Raw genomic sequence first — 17,090 nt, forward strand, 5'->3', positions numbered from 1 at the left:
AAACTTTAAGTTTCATGCATGAGCTAATCTACCATAATAGAATACAAGGAAATAAATCATAATAATTGAAGAGAGAATGAAAATCTTAGATGAAAAAAATTTAAGCTTGATGTTAGTTCTATTGTTAACGGGAGTAACCGATGACAACTTGGACGGTATCTTAGAAGCTATTGGAATAAAGTATAATCTAGAGCAAAAGCGGCGTAAGGAGGTAATCCCTACGCCGCTATTTATTAATAAATTCAATCTTTAGGTTTAATTTGAATGATTGTGACTGTAGTATGTTAGAGGTAGAGCAGTAATCTCGCTCATACTACCAACCGTAACATTAGGTTCACGCCTACAACGCACTGCTAGTAACTAGCATATAGCCAGCCCCCCGAACCGTAATGATTCTCTCAGGATTGGCAGGGGCAGCCTCGATTTTTTTGCGTAAATTACTGATGTGTACTGCGACCGTTCTCGTGTCCTCCAGACTATCCGTTCCCCAGGTGAACTGAAACAACGCATCGACACTGACAGCACGATTGACGTTTTGAGCCATATAGGATAATAGACTAAACTCTTTTCTTGACAAAAAGATAGTTTCACTCCCCATATTGACGGACTGTGCATAGTAATCTAGCGTCAAACCCGGTAACTCCAACAATTGTCCCTTTCTTCCAGTCGACACTCTACGAAGATGTGCCTTGATCTTGGCCATAAGTACGCCTGGGCTGAACGGCTTGGTCACATAATCGTCACCGCCATAGGATAATGCGCTGATCTTCACCTCGTCCTCCTCACGACTGCTCAGAAACACGATCGGCGCATTTGTGTAGCCCCGTGCGTCCCTGCACCAATCTATGCCGTTTTCATTAGCCAGCAATACATCCAGTACAATCAAATCCGGCTCGAAAGACTTAAGTAGCTTCATGGCTTCTGTCCCGCTATGACTGTAGGAGGATAGGAAACCCTCTCTTTCGCAATACACCTGAACAATCTCGCATATATGGGGATCATCATCGACGATCATAATTTTGTGCGTGTCCATCACTCCGTCACCTTTCTCCTTCTCAAATACAAGGAAGCGATACATAGAAGATCGACCCTGTCTTGCCATCGCTCTCCGCTCGAACCGTCCCTCCATGCGCTTGTATGATTTCCCTGCAAATCGCCAGTCCGAGCCCGTTGCCCTCTATCCCCTTCTCTACACCCGGTCGATCGTACCGGTAATTTCGATCGAAGATTTGCTCGAGCTGCTCTGGAGGAATACCCATTCCAGAGTCCTGTACGCTAATGATCGCATAGCGGGTATGATCCACCTCGTCCACAGCTAGTCCAATACGTACCAGTTCACCCCTAGAGGTGAACTTCATCGCATTCGACACCAGATTGAACAAAGCCTGCTCCAGTCTTTGCGTATCCATCTCTACAACAGTCGAGCCCAATCCTTGATCTTCCACATCTCCGATATCCAGTATGAAGTCCAACTCTGCGTCACGCACAACCAGCTCATATTGTTCATAAAACCTACGCAAGAAGTGTACCACATACACCGGTTCCATTCGGTACGAGATTTGTCCTGTCTCCAAATGCGACAAGAAGGACAACTCCTCAATCATACGGTTAATTCTTATCGTGTTATCCCAGATATACTTCAGATACTGTTCATTACGTTCCGGCTTGACCATGTCTTGCACAGCCTCAACATAACCAAGCATGCTGGACAGCGGCATACGCAAATCATGCGTAATATAGGCAAGAAGCTTCTTCCTCCCTTGCTCGGAGTGAAGCAAGCGGTCATACGATGTGCGGAGATCATCATGAGCTGCGGATAAGGCCTGTGTGCGCTCCTGTACGATCCGTTCCAAATTCATATTCATTTCAGTCAGCTTGTTGTTGGCATCCTGCAGCTCACGTGCAATTCTCTCTTCATTCGTTGCCGCCCTCGTAAATCTCGAAGAAAGCAGAATCATTTGTGCGATCGTAAATACCAACAGACCAAGCGGAGAGGTAATTCCGATTGGTGACCATTCATTGTAATATAAAAAATCGTTGACGACAGTAACTAAAGTAACCACCGACACCAGCAGGAAGATTAGCGCTCCTTCCATTCGCCACACAGCCGCTTGGACCAGCCCAACCATCAGATAAACCATATGCAAAACAACCATCACACCGATTAGCAGCATTAATTTTGTAAATATAAGTGCAGGGGTCACCACAACAAGTATACAGAATGCGCCAGTTATAAACCGTGAAGCAAGATGAAACCAACGCGAAACATAGTTCGGAAAAATGCTTTCAAAGTACCTAGTGATGATATAACCACTACTGCAAAGAATCAGATACTCGATCTTAAACTGCAATTCCCATGGAATAGCCGACCACAATTGTGTGATCATGAGCTCGCCGACCAGCAAGGATCGGATACCGAATAACGCGGTGAACAGACCAAAATACAATGGAGCCCTGTCTTTGCGTCGCAGTATGAACAACAGCAGGTGATACACACCAATCACTAGCAAACTTGCGGTGATAAACATGTCGGCAGCGATTTTCAGATTGGTCCTGACCGTTAACACATCACTGCCGCCCAGCTCTATAAACTTGGTGATGCCGCCACGATTATGGTGGAAATTGGCGACTTGCATAACTAGCTCCACCCTATCATTCTTCGGCTGAAAGAATACTAGCTTCGTGGCCAGATGCGGTGTCACGCTACTCTTGTCCTGACCAACCTCGCCGACTTCTGCCAACAGTTCACCATTCACCCATAATTTATAAGAATGAAAAATAGTGGGCAGCCGCAGGGCAAGCCGCTCTTTACTATCCTGCTCGCTAAGCTCTATAACTACCCGAAATGTTGCGAAGCCTGTACCACTCAACTTCTGATTATCCCACTGATAGCCTAGCCAGGAGCTCGGAATGCTAATCCAACGGTCATTATTTCCGTCCTGATTAGAACGAAGCTCTATGTCCTCAGGCGACAGTAGCTCTTGCCAGTAGAACGCCCACTCCCCTTGTAACTTTAATGGATTCTTACTGATATGAACCTGCGTTAAATCCAGAATGCCTTCTGCACTTTGGATTTTAGGGGGGTCCTGAGCAGAGACAACAGCATAGCTTGCGACCAAACCAACAACTATGGCAACAGTTATATGAAGCAAGATCGTACGAGAACCGAATCGGAGAATACTCCTCATTATGAATCCAAACCCCTATCTAAAAGAGCGTAATATGTAAGTTATTTATATACTATCATCACTAAATGAAAATGTCCTCTGCAAATAACTTAGACCATTGCATTCAAGCATCACAATGAGGTCCTTATTTCATTTATGTTTGTTACAATACAAAAAACCACTCCTTAAGTGTTAATTAAGAAGTGGTCATTGTTTAACGATATATTTCGTTCTATAACAGCTTCATAAAACAATGCCTGTTTGTCGCTTAATTCACGAAGGGAAATGCATTACCGTTGATGTTCGTCAAAGCTCGAAAGCCTTGTCAGTCCTACCTCATGGAGCGTTTTCAGCTCCATCGGCGATGAAATCTACCGATTAACCGCGGTCGCTCAACATCGAATTTCTTTGATATTGATTCTAGATTTCCAAATCAATATGATGTGTTTACAGTGTTCGTGGTCAAAATGTGGTCATACAGGGACTTCTCTCGAGAAATCCCTTGATGCATAAGGGTTTAATCCCCTTATTACATCATGCCGCCCATGAGACAAAGGCGTTATTATGTGTATTTTGAGTCTATTTGTAGCGATTTTGTCCGATTGTCTACAGAAATTAGTCCAATAAATCCGTGTGAGTATGATCTGTAGGTAGAGTATGTGGGCACTTTGTGGGCATGAATTATTAATGTAAATGTTTCGATATTTTTAAACAAAAAGCCACCTTCCATTGCGGTACCCAAGCACCGTCAAGGAAAGTGGCTGATGTAATAGGTTAGATTAACTCAGACTGCTGAAGAAGTCTCTGGATGATCACCGCTACTTCTGCTCGTGTTATGAAGGCTTGCGGAGCAAGCTGTGAGTTGCCTCTTCCTGTGATAACTCCAGCCTGCAACACATCGGCAACGCTATCCCTCGCCCACACCGACACTTTTTTCGCATCGTCATAAGATTGTAGGATTTTGTTCGAATCCTGAGCAGGAAGTTGATCGCTAAGCCCTGTCACTTCCATCGCATTTGCGATCATGACCATCGCTTGCTCACGTGTGATTTGCTGCTGTGGACGGAAGGTGCTGTCATCATAACCACTGATCAGTTCGTAATCCAGTGCGGTTAGCACTGCACCACTATACCAATCTGATGAATGCACATCAGAGAATGGAGTTGCCCCTCTATTCTCTTTAAGTCCCATTGCCCGCACCATAATCACCGCAAACTCTGCACGGGTAATCGCTTGATTCGGATTGTACAGATCATCACCTATTCCACTAACCACCAAACGTGATCCCATTTCATTCACAGCTTTCTCTGCCCAATGACCACCTACATCCTTGAACGCCACTGGATTCGAGATGAGAACGTACGTGCTGTTTGTCAAACTATTAATCGTTGCATAATACTTGCCGTCTATTAGATCGATTGTGGTAGGTACATGTCGAACCGTTCCATCCGGATCAATCACAACGCCTGTTGTGATCTTATTCGGGTCAATACCATCTGGAATGACAAACGTTCTCTTTACATAAGCGTTGAACTTGGAAACATCAACGGTCACATCACCGTAACTGCCGCTGACGGAGAAGTTCAACGGAGGTACAACGAGTGTATACTCACCCTGATTAACCGCATTCTCCACTACCTTCAATTGTTCCTCTGTAGGTTCGGATATTTCAATTTCAATTTGAATTTGTTCCAATTCCACGTCTCGACCGATCTGTTCAGAGATGGTATCGATTTGAACCTGCAGTGCAGGGAGGGTGAAGGTCGCCTTATCTGTTCGAATCTCAATCGTCTGCTGCTTCGCTTCCATATCCTTAATCATCTGGCCATTCAAGACGCCGATTACCACATCAGATGGATTGCTAATCGGAATCGTAATGACAGAACGACTTCCTTCCGCTTGAAGGAGATCTCCAAGCTTCTTCGGATCAAGCGTAACCATCGTTATCGTACGACCATTGTCCTCAGTCGTAGTTGAAATTCCAGCTTTCCCCGGCTTACCGTTAATCAATACCTCTACTTCCGTCGCTGTAGGAGCAGGCTCACTCGGGACTTGTGGCAACTCATTATTAATTGGAGGTGATTGCGGTCTAACTCCATTGGATTCCACTGAATCACTACCGCTTCCCACGCTATTGATCGCTCTGACTACGAACGTATAAGCCCTGCCGTTGGTCAACCCCGTTATCGTAATCGGACTTGAATGACCTGTTACTGTTCGATTATCCGGTAATATCGTCACTTCATATCCCGTAATTGGACTCCCGCCCTGTTCATCAGGCGCCGTGAAGGTAATTGTAGCTTGACCGTTGCCGCCAACAGCCCGCACCTCTGTCGGGGATGAAGGAACCGTCATCGGCGTTGCGCTCACTTCATTGGAAAGATCACTTTCGCCTCCTGGGTTCACTGCCTGTATGGAAAAATAATACATCGCACCGTTCGTTAAGCCCGTCACTTGGTAGCTATATACTGAACCCGTCACCGTTGCTGCTTCTGCTCCTGAGGAGTCGGAACTCAACCGTTGATAGATCTTATAGCCTGTTGAACCATTCACAGGGGTCCAGGTAAGCGTAACATTGCTATTGCCTGCCACAGCAGTGAGCAGGCTCGGAGCTCCTGGTGCTGGAACCTGCGGCGTTGCGCTGACTGCATCAGATGGATCGCTTTCTCCTGCTGGATTAATCGCCTTGACCATAAAATAGTAGGTTGTACCATTGGTCAATCCGAGAGTATCATATTCAAGTACGGATGCATCTACGATTGCGATTGCAGCTCCGTAACTTCCATGAGCCTCACGTTGATATACCGCATAAGTGACGGTTCCATATATGCCATTCCAGCCAATAGCCACATGTCCATCACCAGCCGCTACAGAAGTAATGCTTGGTGCAGCAAGTGAAGACCAAGGTAATGTCACCGTTAAACTCGTAATCTCTGTAAGCGAGTCAGCCTGAAAAGCCAACTGTGCACCCGTCACTTGCGCCGCATTCGTTGCAACCAGATCACTGAATGTCGCTACACCTGCACTTGCGGTGACAGTAGTCGTTCCAGCCAGCGTCCAAGCACCTGCATCTTTCTTCGATACGGTAATCACTGTGCTGTTATCCCCTGTTCGTACGTTGCCATAAGCATCGACAAGCGTCACCTTCGGCTGCTCTGCGAACTGTCCGCCATTCACCGCAGGCGCGGTAATATCTTGCATTAGTTCCATCGCTGACAAGCTGCCCACACTTGGCGTAATCGCCTGCGTGTTCGTCGCAGGAGTCGCTACGCCAGCAATGCTGAACCCAATGTTCTGCTCGACAGCCTTGTTCAGCACCAAGACTGGCGTAGCCACGCCATTAGTGAAGCTCACACTGATCGTCTGTGATGAGCTGCTTAACTCTGTTCCGTTAAAGCTCCCGTATGAATCGTTCGACGCTTTCCCCACGCCAGAAATTGTTACGTTACGCGCCCCGCTAAAATTCGTATCCACATTCCCAAGCGAATCCTTCACCGTCAGCGTAATCGTATTGTCTGCGCCAGCAACAGGTGTCAGCGTTGCTGCCGATGCTGCCGCTGTTTGTGCGCCGGCAATTGCAGGTCCCACAAAGCTTCGTACAGGTTCTCCTGGTGTTGCACCTGTTTTGCCCACTGGCGTCACCTCAAAACCAATATATTTGCCGCTATCATCCTCTTGGATCCCGTAGCTTTCACCCGTTGCCCCGGCAATCGCAGTTTTGTTGGTACCCGAATCATCATCAGCACGATACCACTGAAACAAGGATGCCCCTTCCGGATCGTTGTCTCTATCTTCATAGGTATAGCTTCCTATTAATGTGTTCCCTACGATTAATCCGTCCGTTGTATCAACTTGAACATCTGATGCTTTTGGACGAGCATTTAGCACGCTAATTTTGCCGCCAGTCAATAGATAAGGGGCTCCATCCTGATCAAAGGCAACTCCGCCTGCGAAGCCCGAAGTGGTTTGGAATAGAACAGCATTGGAATAATTGATTGTTGCGTTATTTGCCAAGTCCGTATGATCAATTTTCATAATTTTTTTTTGATCATAAAGACTAAAATACAAATTTCCATCTTCGTCAAAATTTACAGATATTGGATTACCGGATATATTTTCAACAATAATGCTCGCTTTCGTAATATCTAAATTCGTAGGAGATTCGTCTAAATCATGTTTGGATATTTTTTTAATATTACTCGCATCGAATTCAGAGAAGTACATATTTCCTTCAGAATCAAACGCCATACTACTTATGAAATAATTGCCTCCTGCTGGATTTGTTGTAACGACCTGCACATGATTCCCATTACCCAGGTCATCTTGTGCGATTCGAAAAATGCTCGGCTCTGCATTCCTGGCAAAGTATAAATCTCCATTCGCACTAAATGCGAAACCACTAATTTTTTGCCAATTATTACTTTGTTCTTGATAAACTAGCGTTGATTCTCCAGACATTGATACTTTTGTAATTTTATTTAAACCAAATTCAGCAACGTAAAAATTTCCATCATAAAATTTAATGTCAATTGAATCTGCTGAAAGACCATCAAATTCGTCAAATGCCATACTATGGGTTGGTACGCCAAAAAACAGTGCAACGATGATCGATATCATGATCATTTTCTTTTTCACTTTTGTTTTCCCCTCTCAGATAACACGCTCAGTTGCAACACGAAGACCATATCTAGTTGGACGATCTTGAGTCAATTGTATTTTATCATGGTAGATTAGCCAATTTGTGAAATGTAAAGAAGACTTTAAGTTCGCGCTTGCAACTCACCCTTGTCCACCAGCATATATCCGGTCCCCCGAATCGTAAAAATTCGCTCAGGTTTGGCAGGGTCAGCCTCGATTTTCTTGCGTAAATTGCTGATGTGTACAGCGACCGTTCTCGTATCATCCAGACTTTCCATTCCCCAGATGAGCTGAAACAACGCATCGACACTGACGACACGATTAACGTTTTGTGCCATATAGGACAGGAGACAGAATTCTTTTTTCGATAAAAAGAGGGTTTCACTACCCATAATGACGGACTGTGCGTTGTAATCCAATGTCAAACCTGGCAACTCCAGCAGTTGTTCCCTTCGACCCGTCGACACTCTGCGAAGGTGAGCCTTGATCTTGGCTATGAGTACGCCAAATCAGGCTCGAACGATGCAAGCAGCTTCATAGCATCTTCCCCGTTATGACTGCATGCGGATATGAAGCCCTCCCGATCACAATACGCCTGAACAATTTCACAGATGTGAAAATCATCATCGACGATCATAATTTCATGTATAATCATCACCTTCCTTCTTCTCAAATCGACAGGCTATTGTAATTTAATACCTATCTTAGCATGAAAGAACAGACTAGTTATGAAATATAAAGGAATATTTAAGATTTTGCTTCATACGCAAACTTAAAGTTTTCATTACATTTTGTTTTGGAATACTTTCCCGTGTCAGGGGGACTTATATGAAAAGACTGCGTAGACAGCAGGGAGAGGCAGGCTGATCAGCAACGCTAGTAACAAACTTGACATGCAAATGACCTCAGGCGACAGCAACTCTTGCCAGTAGAACTCCCACTCCCCTTGCAGCTTTAGCGAGCTTTAGCGATTCTAACTGACATGAAGCTGCGTTAGCTGCGCTAAATTCATAATGCCCTCTTCACTTTGAAACTTAAGAGAGTCCGTCTGCGGAGACGATGGCAAGACTTGCAACCAAACCAGCAACAACGGCAGCAGCTATATTAAGGGAATCGACGCACTGCCAGAGGCGCCTTAAGACTGCGCTACTTGCTCCATGATTTCTCTAAGTAATTTACTCGCCTACAGAAACATAACCGTGCACGACAAAAGTATGGTCGGGCGCTAAAGGTCTATAGTGAAATCACAAGAAGCTTAATCAAATGCTTGATGAACTACACAACGCATAATAAAATAGGCTACTCACAAAGTTCAAATTGAACTCGTGAGTAGCCTATTTTCATTCATGTGGTCAAAACTACATCATACCGCCCATACCGCCCATGCCACCCATATCAGGCATGCTTGGTTTATTCGGCTCAGGTTTTTCAGCTATTACAGCTTCCGTTGTTAAGAACATAGCTGCAACAGATGCTGCGTTTTGAAGAGCAGAACGAGTTACTTTAGCAGGGTCAACGATACCCGCTTCGAACATGTTCACCCATTCGCCAGTAGCTGCATTGTAACCAATACCTACTTTTTCGTTTTTCAAGCGTTCTACGATTACAGAACCTTCTTGACCAGCGTTAGCTGCGATTGTGCGAACTGGTTCTTCTAGCGCACGAAGTACGATGTTAACACCCGTTGCTTCGTCGCCAAATGCTTCTACTGCCGCTACTGCTTTATATACGTTAACTAGCGCTGTACCACCACCAGATACGATACCTTCTTCTACTGCTGCGCGAGTAGAGTTCAAAGCATCTTCGATGCGAAGCTTACGCTCTTTCAATTCAGTTTCAGTCGCTGCACCAACTTTGATGACAGCTACGCCACCAGCTAATTTAGCTAGACGCTCTTGAAGTTTTTCTTTGTCAAACTCAGAAGTTGTATCTTCTAGTTGAGCTTTGATTTGGTTAACGCGTGCTTTAATATCAGCAGAGTTACCAGCACCATCAACGATGATTGTATTTTCTTTTGTAATGCGTACTTGACGAGCAGAACCAAGTGCATCTACATCAGTAGTTTTCAAATCAAGACCAAGCTCTTCCGTAATCACTTGACCACCAGTTAGAGCGGCGATATCTTGAAGCATTGCTTTACGACGGTCACCAAAGCCTGGAGCTTTAACCGCTACGCAAGTGAATGTTCCACGAAGTTTGTTCACAACTAGAGTAGCTTGTGCTTCACCTTCAACATCTTCAGCGATAATAAGAAGTTGTTTACCTGATTGCACAACTTTCTCAAGTACTGGAAGAATTTCTTGAATGTTTGTAATTTTTTTATCAGTGATCAAGATATATGGATTGTCTAGAATTGCTTCCATTTTTTCTGTATCAGTGATCATATATGGAGAAATGTAGCCACGATCGAATTGCATACCTTCTACAACTTCAAGTTCAGTTGCGAAGCCTTTTGATTCTTCAACCGTAATAACACCATCATTACCTACTTTTTCCATTGCTTCAGCGATCAGATCGCCAACTTCTTCATCAGAAGAAGAAATTGCAGCAACTTGTGCAATAGATTGCTTACCTGTAATTGGTTGGGAAATCGCTTGAAGCTCAAGTACTGCTGCTTTAACAGCTTTCTCGATACCTTTACGGATAACCATTGGGTTAGCACCAGCAGTTACGTTTTTCAGACCTTCACGAATCATAGCTTGAGCAAGAACTGTTGCAGTTGTAGTACCGTCACCAGCGATATCGTTAGTTTTTGTAGCTACTTCTTTAACTAGTTGAGCACCCATGTTCTCGAATGCATCTTCAAGTTCGATTTCTTTGGCGATAGAAACACCATCGTTAGTGATTAGTGGGCTACCGAATTTCTTCTCAAGAACAACGTTACGTCCTTTTGGACCAAGTGTTACTTTAACTGCATTAGCTAGTGCATCTACACCGCGAAGCATAGAGCGACGAGCATCTTCACTAAATTTAATTTCTTTAGCCATGATTAAGTCCTCCTAAAATTTTTTATGGTATCTCCGTGAGTTACTACCTGCGAATAAAAAATCGCATCGGAAGCATAAGCTAAAAACTTTTGTTGTCTTCTCGATGAACTCCTTGTAACTCAAAAGTTACATCGGAAGCATAAGCAATTGATTTATTGTATGTGTATTTGATCGCGAGCCTATTCGAAGATCGCGTGTATGTCGCTTTCTTTCATGATCAAGTATTCTTTACCTTCATACTTGATTTCAGTACCAGCATATTTAGAGAACAGAACGCGGTCGCCTTCTTTAACTTCCAAAGCAACACGAACGCCATCTTTAAGTGCGCCGCTTCCTACAGCGATAACTTTACCCTCTTGTGGTTTTTCCTTAGCCGTATCCGGCAATACAATACCACTAGCTGTTGTTACTTCTTGTGCAATTGGTTCAACCAATACTCGTTCACCCAAAGGTTTAATCATTGAAAAAAGCCTCCTTATATGAATGGTTCAATTTGTAATACCTTTTAGCACTCGACCACTGATAGTGCTAACAACTATTATTCTACCTATTTTCTTGTCTGATTTCAAGTATTTACTCAAAAAAAATACCTATCCATTTGTAGCAATAGGTACGATATACATTCCGGTCTCCTCATCCTTGCGAATAATTGCCTTTACTCCGTATACTAATTCCATTAATTCGCTGGTCATAATTGTCTCCGGTTCACCTTCAGCAATAATATTGCCATCTTTCAATACTTTTATGTCATCGCTATAGCGAACGGCTTGATTCACATCATGAAGCACCATAACAATCGTTAGGCCATGCTCTCGATTCAATTGCTGTACAAGATCAAGTAATTCAATCTGATAGTAAATATCGAGAAATGTCGTTGGTTCATCGAGAAACAGAATCGATGTTTTCTGCGCAAGTGCCATCGCAACCCAAGCACGCTGCTTCTGTCCACCAGATAGCTCATTCAAGCGACGACTGCGGAACTCCGTAAGCTTCGTACACGCAAGTGCCCACTCCACTGCCTGGCGATCCTCATCCGTCTCTGACGAAAACATATGACGATAAGGTAGACGTCCATACTCCACTAGCCGCTCTACCGTTAGATCGTAGGGAGCTTCATTCTGCTGATGCACAACGGCTAGAATGCGAGCTAATTCCTTAGATTTCAACTGCTGTAAATCACGTCCATCAATAAAAATTTGACCAACACTTGGCATATTGTTACGAGCTAGTAATGCTAGCAACGTTGATTTCCCACTGCCATTAGGTCCAATGATCGTCGTAATCTTACCTTGAGCAATTGAAGTTGAAAGTTGATTTAAAATCTGTGCGCTGTTTTTGTATTGAAAGCTAATTCCGTTAATTTCCATTAACTCGATCCCCCCTCATCAACATAAAGATTAGGAATGGACCACCAATAATCATCATAATAACAGAGGCTGGTATTTCCATTGGTGCAATAATCGTTCTCCCGATCGTATCCGCTAGTAGAATAAGTAATCCTCCTAGTATTGCGCAAAACGGAATAAGAATCTTATGATCAGTCCCAACCATTTGACGGGCAATATGTGGAATTAATAGACCAACAAAAGCAATTAAGCCACCAATAGCAGTTGCAATTGAGGCTAACAACACCGCAACAAAAGAAATAATCACTCTTGCACGCATGACACGTAAACCTAAATTACTAGCTGTACGATCCTGCAACGACAACATATTGCACCATGTACTAAGCAGTAATGCAATAATTAAACCAATAGAGCTGTAGAGCAAAATCATTTCCACATCATTCCATGTTTTCATGGAGAACATAGAGCTGACTGCTTGATTGACATTACCTACCGCATAGCTGCCTCGATAGTTGAACAATTGACTGAGTCCAGAGAACATCGCATTAACAGCTACACCGACAAGAATTAGTCGTAATGGTTGCAGTCCTGAGCGCCAAGAGAATAAATATACTAAGAAGCATGCTACTAGCCCACCAATAACAGAGAACGCCGGCATCCAAAAAATAAGTGTAGGCGACAATGTAGCAATTAATACAGATACAAAGCCTGCTCCAGATGAAATTCCGATTACTCCAGCATCAGCTAGTGGATTACGCATCACCGCTTGCAATAGTACACCAGATACTGCGAGTGCAGCTCCAGTCATTATGGATACAATAATACGAGGCAAACGAAAATCTCGAATAATATCAACATGATCATTACCACCATAGATTAATCCTTGAATGAGTTCCCAAGGTCCAACCTTAATACTTCCTGTTGCCGCAGAATACAATGCGACTGCAACAAGCAAAACTACTGCAACGACAAAGTAAATCGTTTTTTTCATAGGTTAAATTATCCTTTCCGATCCGGATAGAGCATGTCAGCAAGTATATCTAACGCTTCATCTGCCGCTAAATTACCTGTCGTTCCAAAGAAATCTTCAGGCAAATCATAGACACGTTCATTCTTCACTGCGTTGAAATGCTTCCAAATATCATTTTGCTTAAATTCAGCATCGAACATTTCAATCACTTCTTCTGGCATCCCATGAGCAGCACGAAGTATAACATCAGGATTTCCTTGATGAAGAAACTCAGTATTGGCTGAAACGAATTCAACTTTCGAATCTGTTACGATGTTAGCGCCACCTAATTGCTTCACAAGATCACCAATATATGAATTTTCTGTAGCAACGAGATAACTACCTGGAATTCCCATCAATATTAATACGCTAGGCGCCTGTTGACCTGCAACATCCGCTTTAATATCACTAATTTTCTTATCGTAGCTTGCAACAAGCGCCTTCGCTTGTTCTACTCGATTGAACTCTGCACCAAGCTTTGTAATTTCGTTCTTCATATCTTCAATACTTGTAAAGTCTAGAAATCTTGCTTCGATTCCTAATCCTTTAAATGTATCTTCCAAATCATGTTGTAATGTCGTTACCGATAACACATGAGTAGCTTTCAGAGACTTCACAAGCTCCATATCGGGACTCATCGGGTTACCAATCTTAACAGCTCCGCTATATCGTTCTGGCAATGATTTGGAAGTAAATGGTATACCAACTACATTAAGATCAAGCTCGGCAAGAATTTCAGTAATAGCAACAGTAGTCGATACGATACGATAATCAACATCATCTAAGCTTGGAGTCGCTATATTGTTGCCTGCTGTATTGGATGGTCGATTAACTGATTCATTCTCTTTGACTCCATTAGAGCTACAGCCTGCTATGAATAATATACATAATGTCAAACCAATTGCGATTAGCTTCATACCTTGCGTCTTTCCTAACATTGTATAACGTCCTTTCATAAACTCCTTATAAATACACCATGAGGACATCGATTAATCGAGGTCCTCATGGTGTAAACTATTCATTTCATAACATATGTTATATACCACGCCGTATACGATAGCAGCGCATAAATTATTGAGCGCGTACAATGATTGTTACTGCTTCAGCACGAGTAGCTTGCCCGTTAGGACCAAATGTGTCAGTAGTAAGACCAGTAACTAGACCAAGCTTCACTGCAGTAGCTACATATGTTTTCGCATAAGTTGGGATAGCATCACTATCTTTGAACGTTAGCTCATCAGCAGAAGCAAGTTCTGTAATGTTTAATGCTTTAACAACCATTACAGCCATTTCTGCACGTGTAATATTGTTGTTCGCACGGAATGTTTCATCCTGGTATCCAGTAATAATTCCAGCGTTTACCGCTTGTTTCACAAATGGAACTGCCCATTCTTGAATACTTGCAGCATCTTTGAATGTTAATTCATTGCTAGCTACCGGCAAATCAAGAGCTGTAGCAATTAATTTCGTAAATTCAGCACGAGTAATATTTTTGTTTGGTTGGAATGTACCATCTGTATAACCATTTACAATGCTTTTCGCTACTGCTAAGTTAATAGCATCTTTTGCCCAATGAGCAGTAACATCAGAGAAGCTTACATTTTGCGCAACGACTCCAACTAATGCATTAGTAGCTGCAACGATTTGTTCATTAGATTTCAAGTAGCTATTGGCAGCTGTAGCTGTTTCAATTGCAGTCGTTAGTGCTGCAGAAGGAGTTGTTACTGCATTCGCTATTGCAAGTGCTTTAACTAGGTTAGCTTTTGCTGCATCAACGTTACTTCCGATGACGATATCAATACCGTGAGATTGTGGCTCAGTGAATACATCTGGAACCATGTAAGAAGCAGATGCTTCAATTACTGCTTTCACATCAGCTACTACATAATCCAATGTGAAGAATGTTACTTCCTGTGGACCAGTACGGCCGTTTACCGTTGCAACATACTCAGCAACTTTAGTACCGGCTTTACCTTCAACTGTAACAGTTACATCGTATACTTGCTGTACATCAAGACGTAGATACGTTACGCCGTCTTTTGTATATGTTTTTGGATTGGAAAGATAGTTAGCCATGGAAGAAATTTTGCTAGCATCGCTTTTATTAACGAAATATACTGCTGCTTCTGTTGGATTTTCGTTAAGTACTACTTTTAAATCCTTAAGCGCTGCTTCCAAATCAGCTTTTTTTGTTACATAGTTATTTGCTTTTTCAGCAGCGGTAAGAGCCGTTTGAAGCGCAGCTGTTGGAGCTTTTTCTAATTGTGCTTGCTCAATTAATGTTGCAAGCTCAGCTTTTGCTGCATCGATATCATTACCAATTACGATGAATAGATCATGAATTTGAGTTTCAGTAAATACGCCAGGGACAAAGTAAGAAGCTTGAGATTGTATAATTGCTGTTGCATCTGTTAATGCATAATCAAGAGTGAAGAATGTTACTTCCTGTGAACCGTTACGGCCTTCTACTGTTTTCACATATTCATCAACCTTAGTACCTTCTTTACCTTCAACTGTAATTTTCACACTATATACTTGTTGAACATCTAATCGCAAATAAGTAACGCTATCTTTTACATATGTTTTTGGTTCAGATACATAAGCTGCCATACTTGATAATTTGGCAGTGTCATCACTATTAATGAAATGTGCAAGTGCTGCTGTTGCTGTCTCTTGATTACTAGAAATAGCCGGTACTTCTGCCGCCAATGCAAATGCTGGAACTGACCCTACTAGCATAGCTGCCACTACAGCTGTTGATAGATGCTTAACCATTTTCTTTTTCATTATTCATTCTCCTCAAATTTTTTATTAGCTTCCCGATGAACTACCTTGACAATAAAAAATAGCATCGAAAGCATAATTTTTGTTTTTTCTAATTATATATTGCGTTTACGACTGACAACCATCCAGGCAATAGCGCCTGCAATAAATATTATCGCAATAATAATAATGATTGTAATAGCAATGGTACCGCCTTGCTTTTCTTCTATATCAACGGTAAATTGATCCGTTTCAACCTCAGTAGTGCCATCTAATGCTTTATTAGCAGTAATGCCTTCTGCCGTTTCAACAATAACATCATCCGCTGCATTAACTGCAGGTACGTCCGCATCTTCTTTCGTCGCTGCATCTTCTTTTACACTTATACCAATATCAGATCCTTCACTGCCCTTATCTACCATATTATCATCAGTAGATGATGTGCTTGCATTAGGATCTGGCGTTGCAGAGTTAGAAACTGAGTTATTAGACGAACTCGGTGTCATCGTATCTTGCGGCTTCTCTGAAGTCGTAGGTTTCACTGGATTCGTACCTGTGTTCGATGTGTCTTTTGTTGGTTCAGCTGTTACTTTAGGCGTTGACGCTGGTTTCGCTGTCGGTTTAGGCGTTGCTGTTGGCTTAGTTGTGTCTGTAGGCTTTCCAACTGTTTTCAAAGAATCTGGATAAAATTTGAATCTAGCCTCATAGCTATGTAAGTAATCCATCTCCGGAATATCAACCGTCATGGAGGATAATAATAGGTCGTCAAAGCTATTAACTTTGAATTCCGCAACTCTCGAATTAGCCTTTTCATTCGTTGAAACAACTTTTGCATCAACCATTTTCCCATTGCTTTGTGTTGCAAATGCAACAACCCAAGCATGTTGATTAATATTCGTTTGTACTGTGATGTTACCGTCTTTCACAATAACTTTAGCAGGCTTATCCCAATATCCATCAGCAAGTGAAGTGGAATCATCTTTGGTGTCGCCTCTTAGTATTTCATAATTAATTGTATATTCTCCATCCTCAAGCGCTGCCGCTGCCATTGTATGAGAAGTACTTAATAAGACTAGTAGTACAGACATTACAACTACTGTAAGTAACTTTCTTACATAATCCCTTTGAAAGATCATAGATACCCCCAAAACTTTTTATTAGCCTCTCGGTGAACTTCTCT

12 protein-coding genes are annotated in these 17,090 nt (G+C 42.7%); all 12 read right to left on the reverse strand.

The genetic code is table 11. The features are described 5' to 3' along the window. Positions 1-340: 340 nt before the first annotated feature. Positions 341-1,129: a response regulator transcription factor gene (locus AC1TO5_RS10540; RefSeq protein WP_482062763.1), complete on the reverse strand. Its 789-nt coding sequence runs from the start codon at positions 1,127-1,129 to the stop codon at positions 341-343. After that, on the reverse strand, positions 1,056-3,188 hold the full coding sequence (locus AC1TO5_RS10545; RefSeq protein ID WP_482062764.1) for an ATP-binding protein: 2,133 nt from the start codon (positions 3,186-3,188) through the stop codon (positions 1,056-1,058). Before AC1TO5_RS10545 ends, AC1TO5_RS10540 begins: the two co-directional genes overlap by 74 nt. A 753-nt stretch (positions 3,189-3,941) precedes the next feature. After that, positions 3,942-7,802, reverse strand: a complete 3,861-nt coding sequence (locus AC1TO5_RS10550) for an S-layer homology domain-containing protein (protein WP_482062765.1) — start codon at positions 7,800-7,802, stop codon at positions 3,942-3,944. A 125-nt stretch (positions 7,803-7,927) separates the two neighbouring features. Continuing rightward, on the reverse strand, positions 7,928-8,230 hold the full coding sequence (locus tag AC1TO5_RS10555) for a winged helix-turn-helix domain-containing protein (RefSeq protein WP_482062766.1): 303 nt from the start codon (positions 8,228-8,230) through the stop codon (positions 7,928-7,930). 68 nt (positions 8,231-8,298) lie between these two features. Continuing rightward, entirely contained in the window at positions 8,299-8,460 is a 162-nt protein-coding gene (locus tag AC1TO5_RS10560) for a response regulator (RefSeq protein WP_482062767.1), read from the reverse strand. A gap of 703 nt (positions 8,461-9,163) precedes the next feature. Next, the gene (groL, locus tag AC1TO5_RS10565) at positions 9,164-10,792 is read right to left on the reverse strand and encodes a chaperonin GroEL (RefSeq protein WP_482062768.1); all 1,629 of its coding nucleotides are present in this window, start codon (positions 10,790-10,792) and stop codon (positions 9,164-9,166) included. Between the two features lie 179 nt (positions 10,793-10,971). Continuing rightward, on the reverse strand, positions 10,972-11,253 hold the full coding sequence (groES, locus tag AC1TO5_RS10570) for a co-chaperone GroES (protein ID WP_482062769.1): 282 nt from the start codon (positions 11,251-11,253) through the stop codon (positions 10,972-10,974). Positions 11,254-11,382: 129 nt separating this feature from the next. Then, positions 11,383-12,159, reverse strand: a complete 777-nt coding sequence (locus AC1TO5_RS10575) for an ABC transporter ATP-binding protein (protein ID WP_482062770.1) — start codon at positions 12,157-12,159, stop codon at positions 11,383-11,385. Next, positions 12,149-13,129 (reverse strand): FecCD family ABC transporter permease, encoded by a 981-nt coding sequence (locus tag AC1TO5_RS10580; protein ID WP_482062771.1) that lies wholly within the window; start codon positions 13,127-13,129, stop codon positions 12,149-12,151. Before AC1TO5_RS10580 ends, AC1TO5_RS10575 begins: the two co-directional genes overlap by 11 nt. Before the next feature lie 8 nt (positions 13,130-13,137). Continuing rightward, positions 13,138-14,064, reverse strand: coding sequence for a heme ABC transporter substrate-binding protein IsdE (gene isdE, locus AC1TO5_RS10585; RefSeq protein WP_482063109.1), 927 nt, complete (start codon positions 14,062-14,064; stop codon positions 13,138-13,140). A 154-nt stretch (positions 14,065-14,218) separates the two neighbouring features. Beyond that, a complete protein-coding gene (locus tag AC1TO5_RS10590) occupies positions 14,219-15,934 on the reverse strand; it encodes an S-layer homology domain-containing protein (protein ID WP_482062772.1) in 1,716 nt (571 codons plus the stop codon). Positions 15,935-16,026: 92 nt separating this feature from the next. After that, on the reverse strand, positions 16,027-17,046 hold the full coding sequence (locus AC1TO5_RS10595; protein ID WP_482062773.1) for an NEAT domain-containing protein: 1,020 nt from the start codon (positions 17,044-17,046) through the stop codon (positions 16,027-16,029). Positions 17,047-17,090: the final 44 nt, after the last annotated feature.

The organism is Paenibacillus sp. Y930, from assembly GCF_056786375.1.

What these genes read in the sequence shown, in the direction of transcription:
- AC1TO5_RS10540 (WP_482062763.1), bottom strand. Translation starts at nt 1,129, where the DNA reads ATGGAGGGACGGTTCGAGCGGAGAGCGATGGCAAGACAGGGTCGATCT.
- AC1TO5_RS10545 (WP_482062764.1), bottom strand. Translation starts at nt 3,188, where the DNA reads ATGAGGAGTATTCTCCGATTCGGTTCTCGTACGATCTTGCTTCATATA.
- AC1TO5_RS10560 (WP_482062767.1), bottom strand. Translation starts at nt 8,460, where the DNA reads ATGATTATACATGAAATTATGATCGTCGATGATGATTTTCACATCTGT.
- groL (WP_482062768.1), bottom strand. Translation starts at nt 10,792, where the DNA reads ATGGCTAAAGAAATTAAATTTAGTGAAGATGCTCGTCGCTCTATGCTT.
- groES (WP_482062769.1), bottom strand. Translation starts at nt 11,253, where the DNA reads ATGATTAAACCTTTGGGTGAACGAGTATTGGTTGAACCAATTGCACAA.
- AC1TO5_RS10575 (WP_482062770.1), bottom strand. Translation starts at nt 12,159, where the DNA reads ATGGAAATTAACGGAATTAGCTTTCAATACAAAAACAGCGCACAGATT.
- AC1TO5_RS10580 (WP_482062771.1), bottom strand. Translation starts at nt 13,129, where the DNA reads ATGAAAAAAACGATTTACTTTGTCGTTGCAGTAGTTTTGCTTGTTGCA.
- isdE (WP_482063109.1), bottom strand. Translation starts at nt 14,064, where the DNA reads ATGAAGCTAATCGCAATTGGTTTGACATTATGTATATTATTCATAGCA.
- AC1TO5_RS10590 (WP_482062772.1), bottom strand. Translation starts at nt 15,934, where the DNA reads ATGAAAAAGAAAATGGTTAAGCATCTATCAACAGCTGTAGTGGCAGCT.
- AC1TO5_RS10595 (WP_482062773.1), bottom strand. Translation starts at nt 17,046, where the DNA reads ATGATCTTTCAAAGGGATTATGTAAGAAAGTTACTTACAGTAGTTGTA.